Raw genomic sequence first — 17967 nt, 5'->3', positions numbered from 1 at the left:
CTGTGATTGAGGCAAAAAATTTAAGCAAAAGCTTTGGAAAACAACTCGTTTTTAAGAATCTTAATTTCAAGATTCAAGCGGGTGATTTTATTAGTTTGATTGGTCCCAATGGTTCGGGTAAAACGACTTTAGTTAAAATCATGATGGGATTGGAAAAGAAGACTAGCGGCGAGTTAAAAATCGACAAGCAGACAATTGGTTATGTGCCCCAATTTCGCAATATTGATATCGATTATCCTTTGGATATTGAACAATTTGTCCGTCTGAATTTGAAGTTCACTTTAAGTCCAGCCAAACGCCGTCACGATAATGCCATTATTGAAGAAATTTTGGAAAAAACTAAGTTGACAGAATTAAAAAAACGTCCATTAGGTTTAGCATCTGGTGGTGAAAAACAGAAGGCTTATTTAGCCCAAGCATTGTTGAATGATCCGAAAGTTTTAATTTTGGATGAATCGACAGCTAGTCTGGATGTTGAAGTTAAGATGCAACTGATGGATCTCGTGGAAGAATTGAATCACAAATATAATTTAACTGTTATCTTCATTACTCATGATTATGAGTTGACGAAAAAGTACACTAGTCGGGCACTGTTCTTCAAGCATAAGACGATTGAAGAAGTAAATGTGGCTGATGTTTCTGAAGATATGTTTGATATGGGAGGTTAGATTATGTTTGAGTATGAATTTATGCGCGAGGCCTTTATTGCTAGTACATTTATTGCGATAACAGCCGGATTAGTCGGAGTATTCGTCGTTTCTAGAAACATGTCATTTCTGTCTCATACCTTGTCAGAAATCGGATTTGCGGGTGCTTCATTTGGTATTTTAGTTGGAATTTCACCATTAGCAGGGATGATCCTTTTTACATTGGTCAGTTCCGTCGCTGTCGGTAGTTTAAGTTCGGAATCGTCACGTCGAGAAGCTTCAATCAGTGCGATTTCGTCGTTATTTATTGGTTTAGGAATCCTGTTTTTATCGCTATCTTCGGAATCAAGCAGTTATGCAACAAATATTTTGTTCGGAAGTATCGTGGGAATCAGTTCCAAAGAAGTTAATCAGTTGATGATTTTGGCATTATTCGTCATATTCGTCTTCATTATTTTCTATAAACCACTGTCATTTGATTCATTTGACCATATAGGAGCCCGTGCAGCCGGTTTGAAGACCAGATTACTATCGATTGCTTTCTTAGTAACATTGGCTCTGAGCGTCAGTATCGGGGCTCAGATCGTAGGTTCATTATTAGTTTTCGTACTTTTGACATTGCCAGGTGCAACGGCTAAATATGTGGTTCATACCGTGCCAAAGTTGATTATGGTTTCAGTTGGATTGTCATTGGCTGGAGTTTGGTTAGGCTTGTATTTGGCGTTTATCACCAATTGGCCAGTTACATTCTTTATTTCAGGCTTCGAGGTAATTGCTTATTTCTTGGGCTTGAGTTATAAAAACTGGAAACTTAATCATTAAGTTTTAGAGCCGCCGAAGGCCGCGAGTTATGGAGCCTGCTATGAGGACCGGCGCGAGCCAAGGTCTCGCACCTCGCTTTGAAGCCTTGCAAAATCGGCAAGTCTCCAAAGTCGCCCTGTGGAGTAAGGACTAAAGTCCTAACTCCACTACCACAGCTGTCTCCATAACTCGCGACCTTCGGCTAATGTATTTTTTACATTTTTTATAATCGTTGGACTGTAATTTTATTTAGATATTTATATTAAATTAATTTAGAACGTTATATATGAGTTAGTACTAATTCATATATATAAAATCAATTAGTCGGAAGGGATAAGAATATTAACCCGCTGTGGGTGTGGCGTTATGGCTTTAGCCATTACACCACCGGGCGTGTTTGGAGACTTGCGAACTGTGCAAGGCTTCAAACCGAGGTTCGAGACCGCATTTTGGCTCGGACCGGTTCGCATAGCAGGTTAATATTCTTATCCCTGTAGACGACCAATAATAAGGATAATAAATTATGAAAGAATTATGGAATAAATATAAGGATGCGATTCCTTATTTGTTTTTCGGAGTTTTAACAACAGTAGTAAATTACGCAGCCTTTGCTTTATTGTGGCGAATGATGGGCATGAATTCTCAAATTGCTAATGCCATCGCATATTTGATTTCAGTTATTTTTGCCTATGTTACTAATAAGTTGTGGGTATTTGATTCTCATACGACTACTTGGAAGGCTTTCTTTCAGGAAATGGGATCATTCTTCTTGTTTAGAGGTGGCTCTTGGGTAATTGATCAAGGAACGATGTACATTGGTATGATTCTGTTGCATGGGAATGGATTTATCGTTAAATTGGTTGCTAATGTTGTCGTTGTTTTACTTAATTATATTTTTAGTAAATTTATTATTTTTAGAAAAAGAAGTTAGCAGAAAAAACCTCTCAATTCACGTTTAGTATGTGAACTGAGAGGTTTTTTATTTGGCTATTTAACTGCGTTGATTTTTAATTTCTTCGTGAATCTTTGTTAGGTTAGCTGGCATTTTCAATGTTACCCGTTGATCTCTTCTGATAACTTCATATAGTCCAAATAATAAGAGAACCAGAACCACCGTTATAACGACTGTTTTGGTATTTCCGATAAGGAGTGCATCACCGCCGAAAGCATATAAGAATGAGACTGGCAGTGATCCGATTAGGATACAAACGGCTTTATTTTTTAAGGACATTTTCATTTCGATTGCTGCATAATTGACCAATAATGTTGGTAGCATTGGGACCGCATAGCCGATACTCAATCCCAATCTTGGATGATTCATATTTTTTAGACGGTCAGCGATGGGGCGGAAGCGACTTGGTCTGACTTTATGTGGAAATTCTCCCAAAATGTATAGGGCCAATAAATTGCCAAGGAAGATTCCAACAATGTTAATTAAAAAGCCTAACCAGCTACCAAAACAGACTCCACTCAGTATCGCTACAGCCGCTATGGGCATGCCGGGAATCGCTGATCCTATCGCAATCACAGCCATAAATAAAACGGCGTTATGTTTTCCTTGGTGTCGTAATAAATTAATTAGCGTTTGGCGATCGAAGGCATAGGCAAAGAAGGTCGTGACTACTTCGCGATAATTGATCCAGATAGCAAATAGTAGTCCGACTAGTCCTAAGATACCTAGCGATATGAAAAGTACTTTATGCCAAAGCTTCATCAATTGCCCCCCAAAAAAAGAATATTTATATGTTCAACTTAGCATATTTGTTTGTGAAAGTAACGTAATAAATCTAGTAGAAATACAAAAAAAGCCAGTAATCCCCAAGGGTTACTAGCTTTTCTTGTATTAACTAAGTGATTAGTCTTGTAATTCACGAATTGCTAAAGCGAAGTCACCTAACGTTGCAGAACCGTTATTTTTGACTACTGGCATCGTGATATATTTTTCGAGGTCGGGAACTTCAACGTAATCGTTAAGAAGTTCTTTGAATTGGGCACGTACTTTTACTAAGAAGGCCTCACTGACAACTCCGCCACCAAAGACAATCTTGTCTGGACGAAGAATCAAAGTTGCCTGAATAGCAGCTTGAGCAACATAGTAAGCCATGATGTCCCAAACGTGGTCAGTCAATGGCACATCTTTACCAGGTTTGCCTAAACGGGCATCAAATGTTGGTCCAGCAACTAAACCTTCAAGACAGTCGCCGTGGAAAGGACAGATACCTTTGAAATCAAGGTCATCAGGGTGACGTTTCAAGAATGTGTGACCCATTTCGGGGTGACCCATATTTCCAACAAACTTACCGTCAGAAATGGCACCAGCACCAACACCAGTACCGATTGTGTAGTAAACAAGTGAGTCGATTTTTTCGTTTGCTAGGGTCGACATTGTATATTCACCGAAAGCCGATCCGTTAACATCAGTGGTCCAGAACATTGGTATATCAAAGTTTTCTTTCATCTTGCCGATGAAATCAGTGTCTTTCCAACCTGGTTTTGGTGTAGATGTGATGTAACCATATTTTGGTGAGTTTTTACGAAGTTCAATTGGTCCAAATGATGCAATACCAAGAGCTTCAATGTCAAATTTCTTAAAATAATCGACAGCTTTTTGTAAAGTTTCCTCAGGTGTAGTAGTGGGGAAATGGACGCTGTCCTTGATACGATAATCTTCATCACCGACGGCACAGACAAATTTTGTACCACCAGCTTCAATACTTCCTACTAGCATATTTATTTCTCCTCAAATTTAAGTAATCGTTTTCACCGACTTACGATACTATTAATTTTTTTTTACGTCAAATTAAATTTTATTTTGAGATATGTGGTGCTTGTTAAGTATGCCGTCTCCAGAGCTGGGAAATATTCTCGGGCCGTTCCGCACAGCAGATGAATACTCTCAGCTCTGGTCTGGAAACGGCATGATATAATTGAACTACTGAGAAAATAGCGTGGGTGAAATAATGAAAGTAAGAATAGATGATGTTGCTGAATTGGCAGGCGTCTCAAAGACTACTGTTTCAAGAGTTTTGAATAAACGCGGTTATTTGAGTGAAAAAACTATCAAAAAAGTTCACGATGCGATGGATGAACTGAATTATCAACCCAACGCAGTTGCTCGCCAATTATTCAAACAAGAGACCAAATTAGTTGGCTTAATTTTTCCAACTGTCAATAATCCCTTTTTTGGTCAACTAGTTGCGACAATGGAAAAAAAGTTGTTCAATGCCGGCTTTAAAGTGTTGCTTGGCGACTCGATGAATAATCCTGATAAGGAAAAATTATATCTGCAAGAATTAATGTCACATCAAGTTGACGGCTTAATTGTTGGTGCACATAACCAGGGTATTGACGAATATGAGCATACTAATTTGCCAATCGTTGCGATTGATCGAATCGTTAATAAAGATATTCCTGTTATTTCGTCCGATAACTATCAAGGGGGGAAGCTGGCAACAGAACTCCTGATAAATAGTGGTGCTAAAGTAATCATCCATACTAATGGCCCACAAAATTTGAAATCACCTGCTCAAAAAAGACGTCAGGCTTATGAAGATACCATGCAAGAACATGGCATGACACCGATAATTTACACATCAGATTTCACTGATATTGATAATGGAGCTGATCAAAAAGTCGATTTCATCAAACGAATATTTAAAGAACATCCAGATGTTGATGGTATGTTTGTTTCTAACGATATGGATGCGGCACAAGTGATTGATATTGCTGAAAACCTTGGCTATAAAGTTCCTGAGGATTTAAAAATTGTCGGATATGATGGGGCCGAAGCTACAAGGATTTTGTTGCCTAATTTAACCACCATTATGCAACCAATCGACCAGATGGCTGAGATTGCAGTGAACATGTTGATTGAAAGAATTACTGACAATAGTGCTGGGTACGATCAAGTGTTACCTGTAAAAGTTTGGCGTGGAAAAACAGTTTAGAAAAAAATGTGATAACCGGTTGACATATTTTATGTAAGCATTTACAATACGTTTTGTTAAGTGCTTATTTTTTTATAGCAATATGTCAACCGGTTGACATTGAAGATGCTAGTTTAAGAAATGGAGAAGATAACATGGAAACAGAGATAGATGAAAAAGTTGATAAATCTGAAGAAATTCCATTGTTTCGTAAGTTAAGTTATTCGCTCACTGATTTTGGTGGGAATGTTTTGTTTGTAAGTATTAGCACGTACTTATTGTATTTTTATACAGATACTTTTGGATTAGCAATTGGAGTTGCCGGAACCATCCTTTTGGTTACTAGACTCCTAGATATGGTTGATGCACCAATTTGGGGCTTTTTGATTGATCACACCCACACACGCTGGGGTCAAAGTCGACCATACTTTCTATGGCTATGTGCACCATTCGCAATTTTTACTTGGTTAACATTTACAACGCCAGGTTTAACAGGAACTAGCAAGATTGTTTACGCCGGAATTACCTATGTGCTTTCGGGTATTCTCTACACTGGTATCAGTACACCAATGACATCAATTTTGCCAAATTTAACTAATGACCCTGAACAAAGAACCGTTTTGAACTCTTACCGTATGGTTGGTGGAAATATTGGTCTATTAGTTGCCAACAGTGTTGTTTTGCCAATGGTTCAATTATTGGGACAAGGTAATGATCGTAAAGGATATTCATATACACTTTTAGTATTAGGTATTGTATCAATCACCGCTTTCTTAATTGCCTTTTGGAATTTGCGTGAAGTTAACGTAACTAATACGAAATCTATTTCACTAAAACAAAGTGTTAAAGCAACTAAGAGTAATTGGCCTTGGGTTTTAATCGTTATAACGAACTTATTGTACTGGATTGGAACAACTGTCAGAAGTTCAGGTATGATTTATTACTTCCAATACAATATTCACGCTAAATCATTAGTACCAGTAGCTGGTGGCTTATCCGTTGTCGCCGTTCTCGGAATGATTTTGATCCCAATGTTTGTTAAGAAAACTAATAAGAGAACAGTTTTCATTGCCTCATTAATTTTGGCAGCTGCAGCAAATATCGGTTTCCAATTCGTTGGTAGTAACCGTGTTGCTATCGTTACATTGTATTGTATCGGTTCAATCGGTACTGGTATGGCCGCTTCAATGCCATTCTTGATGTTAGCCGATGCTGTTGATTATGGACAATGGAAAAATGGTATTCGTGCCAGTGGTTTTTTGACATCAATTGGTAGCGCTTTCTGTGTCAAAGCAGGTAGTGGTATCGGTGGATTTATTCCATCCAAGATCATGCAATACTTTGGTTATATTCCTAATCACGTTCAAAGTCAGCAATCATTATTTGGAATCAATTTCTCATTCGTTTGGTTACCAGCAATTCTATTTATTGCCGCTGCTGTTCCAATGTTCTTCTATGCTAGATTTGAGAATAATGAAGCAAAGATTAGAGCAGATTTGGCTAATGCTTAGTTGTTGTTTCCAGAGCTGAGAGTATTCATCTGCTGCGCGGCACGGTCCGCACAGCTTGAGAATATTTCCCAGCTCTGTAGACGGAATATTTAAATAACACATGATGTATTAAAGGAGATATAAAAATGAGTAATAAAAATTATTATGACGTAACTGAATGGCCAGTTGGCAATCCTTATGAGGATGTTGGCGCTGTAATTAATAGTATTATCGCTGATATTAAGAAGAGACAAAATAACAGTGATGAGAACAATGGTGGCAAACCAGGTGCTGTCATTTATCTTCCACCAGCTGACTATCATTTGAAGACTCAAGTTGTCATTGATATTAGTTTTCTAAAAATTGTCGGTTCAGGGCATGGCTTTACTTCTTCAAGTATTCGTTTCAATGTTCCACAAAATGAATGGCCTAACTTACATGAATTGTGGCCCGGCGGCAGTCGTGTCTTGGTAGATTTGGAACCAACTGCTGATGAGTCGAAAGGAGCAGCTTTCTTAGTTAAAAGAGATGGTGATCCAAGAATCAGTTCCGTTGAGTTTTCTAATTTCTGTATTGATGGTGTTCACTTTGTTGACGATGGTTCTGGCGAAGATAATCCTGACAATACTTATGTTAATGGAAAAACTGGTATTTACGTAGGCAGTGCCCAGGATTCATTCCGTATCACAGGTATGGGATTCGTTTATTTGGAACATGGAATCACGATTTATAACGCCGATGCATTGACGATTCACAATAACTTTATCGCTGAATGTGGCAACTGTATTGAGTTACGTGGTTGGGGTCAAGCATCGAAAGTTACCGATAATTTAATGGGTGCCGGTTTCAAAGGTTATTCAATTTATGCTCAAAACTTTGCTCAATTGCTAATTACAGCCAACAATATTTTCCCACGTGGTGCCAGCACAATTTACTTTGATACCGTTACTCGTTCATTAGTTTCAAACAATATCTTGCATGCTTTTTACGCTGGTATGGTAGTTCTCAGTCAAAGCTGTTCCGAAAATCTTATTTCATCAAATCACTTCTTACATGATCGTGAACCTTGGAAACCAATGCAAAAACACGACAATGGCGTCGATGATTCTTACGGATTGCTTTACATTAGCGGCAATAATAACTCAGTTATTGGCAATCATTTCTCTGAAATCATGGATAAAGAATATTTGAAACCAGCTGGGGTTAAACCAGTCATCATAAGAATTGCTGCAGGTAGTGAAAATTATATTTCTAATAATAATGTTGTCGCTTCGGAAGCTCATTCAGGTAGCGGAGATTCTGCATTTGCCTCCCAAGTTGATGCTTTGTTGACGACTGAAGAATCAGCCTCATTCGATGTAACAACGGTATTGGTTGAAGATAAAGCGCAAAGAAATATGGTGCTTGATTCTGGAAATGACAATCAAGTTATTATCGACAAAATGGTCAATGGATTTAGAGCTACACCAACAATTTCATTCGCTGAAGATAAAGATTAAAAGGAGAAATCATGCAAGAATTAAAAGTTGAACCTATCAAATTGACTAATAAACGTTACAGATTGGGCTATCACATCATGGCACCATCTGGTTGGATCAATGATCCCAATGGATTCTGCTATTTCCAAGGGTATTACCATATCTTCTATCAACACTATCCCAATGATTCCAAATGGGGCCCAATGCACTGGGGACACGCTCGTAGTAAGGATTTAGTGCACTGGGAAACTTTGCCAATTGCTTTGACACCAGGTGATGAGGAAGATAAGGATGGCTGTTTCTCAGGTAGTGCGGTCGTTTACGATAACAAGATGTATTTGATTTATACCGGTCACCACTTATATGACGACGGAGATCCTGATAATTTTTGGCAAAATCAAAATTTAGCTATCAGTGAAGATGGCGTTCATTTTAAAAAATATAAAAATAATCCTATTATCGCTACACCTCCAGCAGATAATACAATTCATTTTCGTGATCCTAAGGTTTGGTATAACAATGGCAACTGGTACTTGATTCTGGGTAGTCAGGATAAGTCAAAAGTTGGTCGGACATTGTTGTATAAGTCAGCTAATTTGACCGATTGGGACTATGTTGGACCATTTGCTAAATCTACCGGAGTGTCACAACAAGGTTATGTTTGGGAGTGCCCAGATTTCTTTAGATTAGCAGATAACGATATTTTATTGATGTCACCTCAAGGTATTAAAGCAAATGATGGTCGTTTTAAGAATTTATTTAATACGGGTTATTTGGTTGGAAACTATAATTACGCTACTAATAATTTTGAACATGGTGAATTTACTGAACTAGACAATGGACATGATTTCTACGCCACTCAAACAACTTTGACACCAGATGGTCGCCGAGTTGTTGTCGGTTGGATGGATATGTGGGAAAGTGCTATGCCTGAAAGTGAAGATGGCTGGGCCGGAGCTTTGACATTGCCACGTGAGCTGGTCTACCAAGATGGCGTTCTACAAATGAGACCGATTAAAGAGTTGGAACAATTGAGAACTAGCGATTTAGTTCATGAAAATAGTGTAGTGAATGGATTGAAACAATTAACTTCTGGAACAAAGCAGTATGAAGCTTTACTAGACTTTAAAGCTACTGACTTAGAGGGTTCCGGAATTGAGTTGAAGGATTCTCAGGATAAAAATATTCTCAGTTTGAAGTATCAAGCAGGCAAGATGATTTTGAATCGTACAGGTGACGATGGCGAGCGTGAGGCTATGATAAACGTTGGCGGTAATTTGAAGTTACATTTGTTTGTTGATACTAGTTCCGTAGAAATCTTTGTTAATGATGGTGTTAGAACCTTTACTGAAAGATTCTATGCTGATGAAGCTCAGTTGAACGTAGTTACTGATAAGGATACTGACGTTTCAGCAGATGTTTATGAATTGGAAGGTAAAGCTGTTAAATTCTAAAAAAAGAAGCTTGGATTTTAAAATCCAAACTTCTTTTTTTAATAAATTGTATGTTCAGCGTCTTTTTCAAAACTGTTAAACGCTCTAATAGTAGTATCGCGGTCATGTTGTTCCAGATTAAGGACATCCTTATCTGAAAGGCCGCCTTCCATGAATTTATAAATGTCATCATCACGAAAACCGATGTTTTTAGCATCTTCCGCCGTATTACCGTAGTAACAAGTTTTGATATTGGACCAAATAATTGCACCGAGGCACATTGGACAAGGGTAAGCGTTCGTATACAGTTCACATCCAGATAGGTCATGTGTACCTAGTTTTTGACAGGCTTTCCGAATAGTGTAAATTTCACCATGGGCTGTGGGATCATCGCTCGATAAAACGTGGTTTCTGCCTTGAGCAATAACTATCCCGTCTTTAACAATTACAGTTCCAAATGGACCGCCAACATCAGTATCAACATTTTTTTGAGCCTCATTAGCAGCCAGTTCCATAAACTTCTTTTCATATGCCATTAAATAAACACCCCCTAATTTACGATTATTATAATTCAAAAATATATGTATTTTAAATATGTTGTATATAAAAAGACTGAAGAATTTTTATTCTCCAGTCTTTAATCATTAATAAATTTTAGTATCACGAATATCTTTCAAAATGTTCAACGAACCATCTTTATAACTGAGGAATCCGTAAACGGCAACTCCAATTAAACCACAGATGATAATAACGATTGTTGCGCCAATCTTAGTTGCATCAGAGATAACTTTGACCACTAAGAAGTCAGCTACAGCAACTACCGCCAACATGATTAAACCGTCGATTAGAATGCGGAGTAATTTCTTACCCAATTCCTTATCGACAACTTGGAACTGTTTGTTGATCAATCTAAATGCAAAATGTCCCATGACCATGAAGGCAATCGTTGAGGCTACCAGTGGCCCATAGACGCCCAGAGCCAACGTTAATGGCAATTGTAGGACAACTTTAAGTAGGTAGGCAATTGCTAGGTAGATGAGTGATTTTTTGACGTGATGTGAAACTTGCAAAATGTTTTCCAAAATCATAAAGACACAGTAGAAAAATGCTTCAAAACAAGATACTATCAGCACTTTTGAACCGAGGATACTTTGGTCGTAGAAAACGAAGACTGTCCATAATTGGCGACTGATGGCAATCATACCAAAAGTTGCTGGTAAAATAATGAACACTGTAAATTGAACGATGTTACGCATCAATTTTTGAATTTGTTCTGTACCAACCTTGCGGCTAATCATAGCTGAAAGTGCTGGGATAACTGAAGATGATACGGAAATTGCTAGAGAAACTAATACCATGATCAACTTGTTAGCTTGGAATCCAAACATAGCGTAAAGATCATCGATTGTACGTTGACTAGCATGCAAAATCAATTCATAGATCCAACTAAATGTTGTTTGATCGAATAATTGCAAAACGGTCATAATCGTATCAACTAATAGGAATGGAATAGCTGAACGAAGCATGGAATTGAAGTTGATATCAGGCGTGTTTTCATCTGTTGGAATATCTTTTGTCGTTTTGATATCTGTAACGGTAACAGAACGGCGAACTTTGATACGAATCCACAATAGGAATAGGTAAGCGAGCGTTGCACCAATGAATGAAGCTAAAGTTGATTGGTTAACAGCAGTCATGTAGTTACCTTTTTGAAGAACCATTATTGTGTATGTAGCGTAAAGCATGTAAGCAACACGGGCAATTTGTTCGATAACTTGAGAAAAGGCTGAGTAAGAAATAAACGCATAACCTTGGATGTAACCACGTAAAATACCGAGGGCAGGGATAATTAACATTGCCACACTCAAGTATTTAATCGGCGTTACAACACGCATATCGCCTGCAGCTAGAACGATAGCCACATATTTAGCTCCGAAGAACATGATAAAGGCTAAGACGACACCGACTAACGACATATAAATCGTATATTTTTTAAAGAGCTTTTCACTTTGATCAAAACGACCTAAAGCATTGTGAGCGGCAACTTCTTTGGAAATGGCCGAAGGAATACCAGCAGTCGCAATGATTAAGAAGAGGTTATAAATGTTATAGACTTTACCATACAGGGCATTCGCAGCCCCAACGGCAATGGGTCCAATCCAGATGTTCCATGGAATGATGTAGATAACGGACAGAATTCTAGAAAGAATTCCGCTTAGCGAAATCCAGAGGGAACTTTTTAATAATGAATCTTTTTTCATTTTGTTTTCCATTCTTTATAAAATTACTTATATTATAGAAGGTATTGAAAAATGCCGCCGGAACCTGACTGTAATATAGTCTGCTGTGCGACCGGTGCGAGCCAAGGTCTCGCGCCTTGATTTTGAGCTTTGCATGATTCGCAAATCTCAAAATACATCGGTGTTGTAATGGCTAAAGCCATAACAACACACGCACTGCTAACTATATTACAGTCAGCCTCCGACTCGTGTTTTCTATACTTCATAATATTTGAAATATTTAAATCATTCCTTTGGTGGACTGGTTTAGATATGTTTTAAATTACTTGTAGAAAATCACCACAAAAGCTAAAGCGATTAGTGCTGGTAAACCTTGCATATATAGGATTTTCTTGGTTGCTGTAACGGCGCCATAGACTGCCACCACAATAATATAAATCATCAACATAATTAAAATTGTTTTTAAGACTGAACCGGTGAAAAATAATATCATCATTAAAATTAAAACGCCGAGCATACCATTGTAAATCCCTTGGTTGGAAAGTGCAGTTTGCGCTTCCTTGGTTTTTACAAAGTTAACTGGCATATCGAAAGCATTAGCTTGAATATCTGGTTTGGCAAACATCTCTAAACCAGCAATTCCAATGTGTTCTAGGGCAACTAATGCCACTAAAAATAAAGTTAAGATTTGCATTGTAATCTTCTTTCTATTAAAAGTATAAGTACCATAATAAACTGTTTTGAATTGTTGTACAAATAAGCTTTGGTGTTGGGGTCTCCAGATATGAGAATATTTACCTGCTATGCGGACCGGTCCGAGCCGAAGGGCGGTCTCGAACCTCGATTTTGAGCTTCGCAAAGTACGCGAATCTCAAAACTCGCCCGGTGGTGTAAGAGCTAAAGATCTAACGCCACTACCACAGCTGGTAAATATTCTCATACCTTCCGACTGATTTGGTTTCTATATATTACGAATAATAAAGTATTAAATTGACTTGCTAAATAAACCATAATTTAGGCTGCTACGGCAACGATTATATTTAGTATTCATACACTCAATTTAATAACAGATAACTAGTCGGAAGAGCTGGGAAATATTTGTGTGCCGTGGTAGTGGTATAAGTACGGAAGGAATCTTCCGTACTTATACCACCGGACGTGTTTGGAGACTTGACGAACTGTGTCAAGGCTTCAAACCGAGGTTCGAGACCGCATTTTGGCTCGGACCGTTCCGCACAGCTTGAGAATATTTCCCAGCTCTGGAGACGGAACAAAAAAGAAGAACCATAACATTTTACGATTCTTCATCAGGCTTTATCATAACAAATTTTTGTGCAAATTTACCCTTTTGATTAATTTTTGCTTGGCGAAGGCTGTCCATTTCTTCATATGTAATTGAAGCGTCTTCTAAAATGGCACGGATGACTTCCTCTAGATCCCCTAATTCTTCAACTAGATTAGCCCGTGTTTCAGCTTGTTTGACTTCAATAGCTTCTTCTGTGACTTTGTCGCGGAGTGATGATCGATAGTCCTCATTGGAGAGAACTTCGAATTCGGCAACGTCGGAAAGAATATCGGGTATTTTGTCCCGAACTAACTTTTTCATATGTAGATTCCCCCTAAAACGTTTGTAGAGAAATCTTACCATGAAGGTAAGAAAGAACCAAATCAAAACGGATAGGCGTGCAATTTGATAACAATAATAGTAGCGTGATATGATTTATTTAAATAAACCTAATAAAAAGTGTTGATGCTTATGAATCTATCAAATTTGATTTTTACGGAAGTGTTTGGTGGACTCCTCTTACTGATTATAATAGGTATAATTATTACTTTATTCGTAAATGATTTTATTCGTAGGAGGATGATCCAGGCCTGTGAGGATGTTTTAGAAAATAAAGATATAATTGCCAAAATCTCAGTTGATAATGCGACTGCTGATTATTTGAAACGCAATCATAACGATGGTTTGTATCGGATCGATGAACTGATTTCCAAGAAAAATGATGTTATCAAATATAAGTTATGCTTGAAAAAACGCAGTTTTGACTTTTATTTGAAAAAACAAAAATTATTAAATTATAAAGTTATAGCGATAAAAATGTATTAGTGGGCTTGTCTTTCAGTAGGCAAGTCCTTTTTATTTCACAAACTTTAATTGACTAACGCCAAGAAATTAGATACCATGTTTATAAATTTTACCCACTAATAGGTAAAGATAAAATCTTAGGAGGAATATCATGTCGGCATGGGATACAAAATTTGATAAAAAGGGATTCACTTTTGATGATGTCTTATTAATACCAGCAGAGAGTCACGTTTTACCAAATGAAGTAGATTTATCAGTTCAATTAGCTAAGAATATTAAACTAAACACTCCAATTTTGAGTGCAAGTATGGATACAGTTACCGAAGCACCAATGGCCATTGCAATGGCTCGTCAAGGTGGATTAGGTGTTATTCACAAGAATATGAGTATTGAACAACAAGCTGACGAGGTTTCAAAAGTTAAGCGTTCTGAAAATGGGGTTATCATCGACCCAATTTACTTAACAGCTGACGATAAAGTTAGTGAAGCTGAAAAATTGATGAGTACATATCGTATCAGTGGTGTTCCCATCGTTACTAACACAACTGATTTGAAATTAGTTGGTATTATTACGAACCGTGATCTTCGTTTTATCACAGATTACTCAGTAAAAATTGGTACTGTAATGACTAGTGAAGACTTGATTACTGCACCAGTTGGTACATCAATTAAAGAAGCTGAACAAATTCTCCAAGAACACAAGATTGAAAAATTACCTTTGATTGACGAAAATGGTCGTCTCGGCGGACTAGTTACAATCAAGGATATTGAAAAAGTTAAAGAATTTCCCAATGCCGCTAAAGATCAATATGGCCGTCTATTGGTTGCTGCAGCCGTTGGTGTAACAAGCGATACTTTTGAACGTGCCGAAGCTTTGCTTAAAGCTGGTGCCGATGCAATTATCATTGATACTGCTCATGGCCACTCAGCTGGCGTCCTCAGAAAGATTTCACAAATCAGAGAGAAGTTCCCTGAAGCTACATTGATTGCTGGTAATGTAGCAACTGCTGAAGGAACTCGCGCACTTTACGATGCCGGAGTTGATGTTGTTAAAGTTGGTATCGGACCTGGTTCAATTTGTACAACAAGAATCGTTGCCGGTGTCGGTGTACCTCAACTAACAGCTGTCTATGATGCTGCGAGCGTTGCTCACGAGTATGGTAAGACAATTATTGCTGATGGTGGTATCAAGTATTCAGGTGACATTGTAAAAGCTCTAGCAGGTGGTGGTAACGCCGTTATGCTTGGCTCAATGTTGGCAGGTACTGACGAAGCACCTGGTGAATTCGAAATTTATCAAGGCCGTCGTTTCAAGACATATCGTGGTATGGGAAGCCTTGCCGCAATGTCACATGGCTCTTCAGATCGTTACTTCCAAAGTGGCGTTAATGAAGCTAATAAGTTAGTTCCTGAAGGTATCGAAGGTAGAGTTGCTGCTAAAGGTGCTGTCGGCGATGTAATTTATCAATTACTTGGCGGACTACGTTCAGGTATGGGTTACGTTGGTGCTCATAATTTAACAGAATTACAAGATGCCCAATTCGTTCAAATCTCAAACGCAGGTTTGAGAGAATCACATCCACATGATGTTACTATTACTAAGGAAGCTCCTAATTATTCAGTGAAATAATCAGAGAGTGGAGCAGGCCCGGGAATTTCCGAGCATTTGCATGACTTCACGAATTATCCGCGGTTTGTGCGGATAGTTTGGGAAGTTAGGCAAAGCGGAAGAAATTGGCCTGCGGAACTCGTTTTAAAAGTAGAGAGTGGAGACAGGGCGGTCAGCTCCCGAGCATTTTCGTATTTAAGTGAATTGCACGCTGATTTTGCGTGTGATTTGCTTAAATATGAAAAGCGGAAGGAGTTGCCCTGTCGGAACTCGTTTTAGAGCCACTGCATATATAAACAGAAAAAAGACCTACCTAAACTTCATATATAAGAAGTTCAGGTAGGTCTTTTTAGTATCTATTGTATTTTTTTGAATGCTGAAATTTTAAATCGTTTTTAACGAAGAGTATTAATGTCAACGTCACTAGCTTTAACAAATTCATTAGTAGCAACACGATAATATTTGTCACCGTTGATATATGTAATACTATCAACTTTCCAACTACTATCGCTATTTAATGATCTGTCAGTAACTGCAGCGCCTTTAGCATTGTAAACGGTCGTGTATTGGTTAGCGTGAGTTGTTACGACCATGCTTACTGGTGAGTAAACATAAACATCATCGGCGTTAACAAATTCGTTAGTAGCAACACGATAGTACTTAGTATTGTTGATAACGTAAGTTTCACGGTCTGTAATCCAACTGCTGCTTGGAGCTAGCGTTTCATTACTAATAACTACATCTTCAGCTTTGTACAAAGCCTTTTCAGAGTCGTTATAAGTTCTGATGTGTAAGTTGAGTGCTTGATATGGATAAGCTTGACTCATCTTAGCCCATTCGTTAGTAGCAACACGGTAGTAGCTAACACCATCGATTGTGACGGTAGCATCGCTGTACCAGTTTGAAGCAGTTGCAAGAGAACGATTTGTGATTTGTGACATCTTATTGTCAGAACCTAGTTGATAAAGTTCAACGTCTGGCTTGTCAGAATAAGTTGAGATTGTTTGAACTTTTTGTTCAATTACACCTTCAGTTGGATCCACAGGTTTGACGGTACTTGAACCGCTTGATGGTTTTCTTGTTAGTGCAAGAGGTGCATCGTTATCAATAGCTGTTTTATTACTGTCGCTAGTAGTATAGGTAACAGAATAAATACCGTTTGCATCTTTAGCAATAGTAGCCATTACTTTTTGGTCAACATAACCAGGAGCTGAAACAGTAACCTCTGTAGGAGTACCAATCACAGCACCGTCAGGGATGGTAACAGAAACAGGTGTTTTAACGCCGGCTTGTTCAGTCATGACACCATCGACTTTAGTACCAGAAGGAATCTTTTCGCCGTATAAAGCGATAGGAGCGACTAAGTCAATAGCCTTCGTACCATCAAGAGAAGTATAGGTAGCAGAATAGTTACCGTCTTTGTCTTCAGTAACAGTAGCTAAGACATCTTGAGGAACATAACCAGGAGCGGAAACGGTGACCTTAGTAGGAGTGCCGATCACTGCATCATCAGGGATAGTAACAGAAACGGTTTTATCAACACCTGATTGAGAAGTATGAACGTCATCGAATGTAGTACCAGAAGTAATATGTTTTCCACTTAAGGCAAGAGGGTTATTACTATCAACAACTATGTTTTTACCATCACTATTAGTAGTGGTATAAGTAACAACGTTCTTACCATCAACGACATTGGTAGTAGCGATAACATAAGCAGGTTCATAGCCAGGAATATTTATGGTTATTGGTTGGGAAGGAGTACCAATAGAACCGGCAGGAACAGTGACTGTAACTGGAGTGTTAGGAGCGTCTTTAGCAGTACTCTGTTTAGTAAGGACAGATCCATTAACATCTTCATCGGTATTATTACCAACCAATTGAAGTGGATGTTCACTGTCGATTACGGTTTTATTACCATCGTTAGTAGTATAAGTAACAACGTTCTTACCATCAACGACATTGGTAGTAGCGATAACAGAAGTAGGTTTATAACCAGGAACATTTATATCGATTGGTTGAGAAGGAGAACCAATAGAACCAGCAGGAACAGTAACTGTAACTGGAGTGTTAGGAGCGTCTTTAGCAGTACTCTGTTTAGTAAGGACAGATCCATTAACATCTTCATCGGTATTATTACCAACCAATTGAAGTGGATGTTCACTGTCGATTACGGTTTTATTACCATCGTTAGTAGTATAAGTAACAACGTTCTTACCATCAACGACATTGGTAGTAGCGATAACAGAAGTAGGTT

At 38.2% G+C, this 17967-nt stretch carries 16 protein-coding genes; 9 read left to right on the top strand and 7 right to left on the bottom strand.

The features are described from left to right. Positions 1–2 precede the first annotated feature (2 nt). The 3 genes from AAA923_RS05420 (at position 3) to AAA923_RS05410 (ending at position 2379) form a co-directional block, all read left to right on the top strand. Positions 3–668, top strand: coding sequence for a metal ABC transporter ATP-binding protein (locus AAA923_RS05420; protein ID WP_338215262.1), 666 nt, complete (start codon positions 3–5; stop codon positions 666–668). 3 nt (positions 669–671) lie between these two features. After that, positions 672–1469 (top strand): metal ABC transporter permease, encoded by a 798-nt coding sequence (locus AAA923_RS05415; RefSeq protein ID WP_338215261.1) that lies wholly within the window; start codon positions 672–674, stop codon positions 1467–1469. Between the two features lie 502 nt (positions 1470–1971). Further along, complete coding sequence (locus tag AAA923_RS05410; protein WP_338215259.1) at positions 1972–2379, top strand: GtrA family protein; 408 nt, start codon at positions 1972–1974, stop codon at positions 2377–2379. Between the two features lie 60 nt (positions 2380–2439). Here the strand turns inward: AAA923_RS05410 and AAA923_RS05405 are convergent, their stop codons facing one another. Both AAA923_RS05405 and scrK read right to left on the bottom strand, forming a co-directional pair. Beyond that, positions 2440–3162, bottom strand: a complete 723-nt coding sequence (locus AAA923_RS05405) for a TVP38/TMEM64 family protein (protein ID WP_338215257.1) — start codon at positions 3160–3162, stop codon at positions 2440–2442. A gap of 141 nt (positions 3163–3303) precedes the next feature. Beyond that, complete coding sequence (gene scrK, locus AAA923_RS05400) at positions 3304–4176, bottom strand: fructokinase ScrK (RefSeq protein WP_338215255.1); 873 nt, start codon at positions 4174–4176, stop codon at positions 3304–3306. A 232-nt stretch (positions 4177–4408) separates the two neighbouring features. On the opposite strand from scrK, the gene AAA923_RS05395 reads away from it, so the two are divergent. From AAA923_RS05395 to AAA923_RS05380, 4 genes are all read left to right on the top strand, one after another. Next, on the top strand, positions 4409–5395 hold the full coding sequence (locus tag AAA923_RS05395) for a LacI family DNA-binding transcriptional regulator (protein WP_338215254.1): 987 nt from the start codon (positions 4409–4411) through the stop codon (positions 5393–5395). 134 nt (positions 5396–5529) lie between these two features. Then, positions 5530–6885 carry an MFS transporter gene (locus tag AAA923_RS05390; protein WP_338215252.1) on the top strand — a complete coding sequence of 452 codons (1356 nt, stop codon included), beginning with the start codon at positions 5530–5532 and terminating at the stop codon, positions 6883–6885. A gap of 125 nt (positions 6886–7010) precedes the next feature. After that, positions 7011–8363: a right-handed parallel beta-helix repeat-containing protein gene (locus AAA923_RS05385; protein WP_338215250.1), complete on the top strand. Its 1353-nt coding sequence runs from the start codon at positions 7011–7013 to the stop codon at positions 8361–8363. Positions 8364–8374: 11 nt separating this feature from the next. Next, positions 8375–9796 carry a glycoside hydrolase family 32 protein gene (locus AAA923_RS05380; RefSeq protein ID WP_338215248.1) on the top strand — a complete coding sequence of 474 codons (1422 nt, stop codon included), beginning with the start codon at positions 8375–8377 and terminating at the stop codon, positions 9794–9796. Between the two features lie 38 nt (positions 9797–9834). Here AAA923_RS05380 and AAA923_RS05375 read toward each other — a convergent pair whose 3' ends face one another. From AAA923_RS05375 to AAA923_RS05360, 4 genes are all read right to left on the bottom strand, one after another. Further along, the gene (locus AAA923_RS05375; protein WP_338215246.1) at positions 9835–10311 is read right to left on the bottom strand and encodes a nucleoside deaminase; all 477 of its coding nucleotides are present in this window, start codon (positions 10309–10311) and stop codon (positions 9835–9837) included. A gap of 108 nt (positions 10312–10419) precedes the next feature. Further along, complete coding sequence (locus tag AAA923_RS05370) at positions 10420–12036, bottom strand: putative polysaccharide biosynthesis protein (RefSeq protein ID WP_338215244.1); 1617 nt, start codon at positions 12034–12036, stop codon at positions 10420–10422. 301 nt (positions 12037–12337) lie between these two features. After that, positions 12338–12709: a DUF1304 domain-containing protein gene (locus AAA923_RS05365; RefSeq protein ID WP_338215242.1), complete on the bottom strand. Its 372-nt coding sequence runs from the start codon at positions 12707–12709 to the stop codon at positions 12338–12340. A gap of 600 nt (positions 12710–13309) precedes the next feature. Further along, positions 13310–13621 carry a nucleoside triphosphate pyrophosphohydrolase gene (locus tag AAA923_RS05360; RefSeq protein WP_041499056.1) on the bottom strand — a complete coding sequence of 104 codons (312 nt, stop codon included), beginning with the start codon at positions 13619–13621 and terminating at the stop codon, positions 13310–13312. A 258-nt stretch (positions 13622–13879) separates the two neighbouring features. On the opposite strand from AAA923_RS05360, the gene AAA923_RS05355 reads away from it, so the two are divergent. Both AAA923_RS05355 and guaB read left to right on the top strand, forming a co-directional pair. Next, entirely contained in the window at positions 13880–14125 is a 246-nt protein-coding gene (locus AAA923_RS05355; RefSeq protein WP_338215239.1) for a hypothetical protein, read from the top strand. A gap of 130 nt (positions 14126–14255) precedes the next feature. Continuing rightward, positions 14256–15734 carry an IMP dehydrogenase gene (gene guaB, locus AAA923_RS05350; protein ID WP_338215236.1) on the top strand — a complete coding sequence of 493 codons (1479 nt, stop codon included), beginning with the start codon at positions 14256–14258 and terminating at the stop codon, positions 15732–15734. A 374-nt stretch (positions 15735–16108) separates the two neighbouring features. On the opposite strand, the gene AAA923_RS05345 is transcribed toward guaB, so the two are convergent. After that, positions 16109–17967, bottom strand: a 1859-nt coding sequence (locus AAA923_RS05345; protein WP_338215234.1) for an SLAP domain-containing protein, incomplete at its 5' end; no start/stop codon positions are given.

This window comes from Companilactobacillus muriivasis, assembly GCF_036246245.1.
In the GTDB taxonomy this organism is placed as follows: domain Bacteria; phylum Bacillota; class Bacilli; order Lactobacillales; family Lactobacillaceae; genus Companilactobacillus; species Companilactobacillus muriivasis.
Note: the sequence above shows the minus strand (reverse complement) of the source record. Positions and strands in the feature narration are given on the sequence as shown.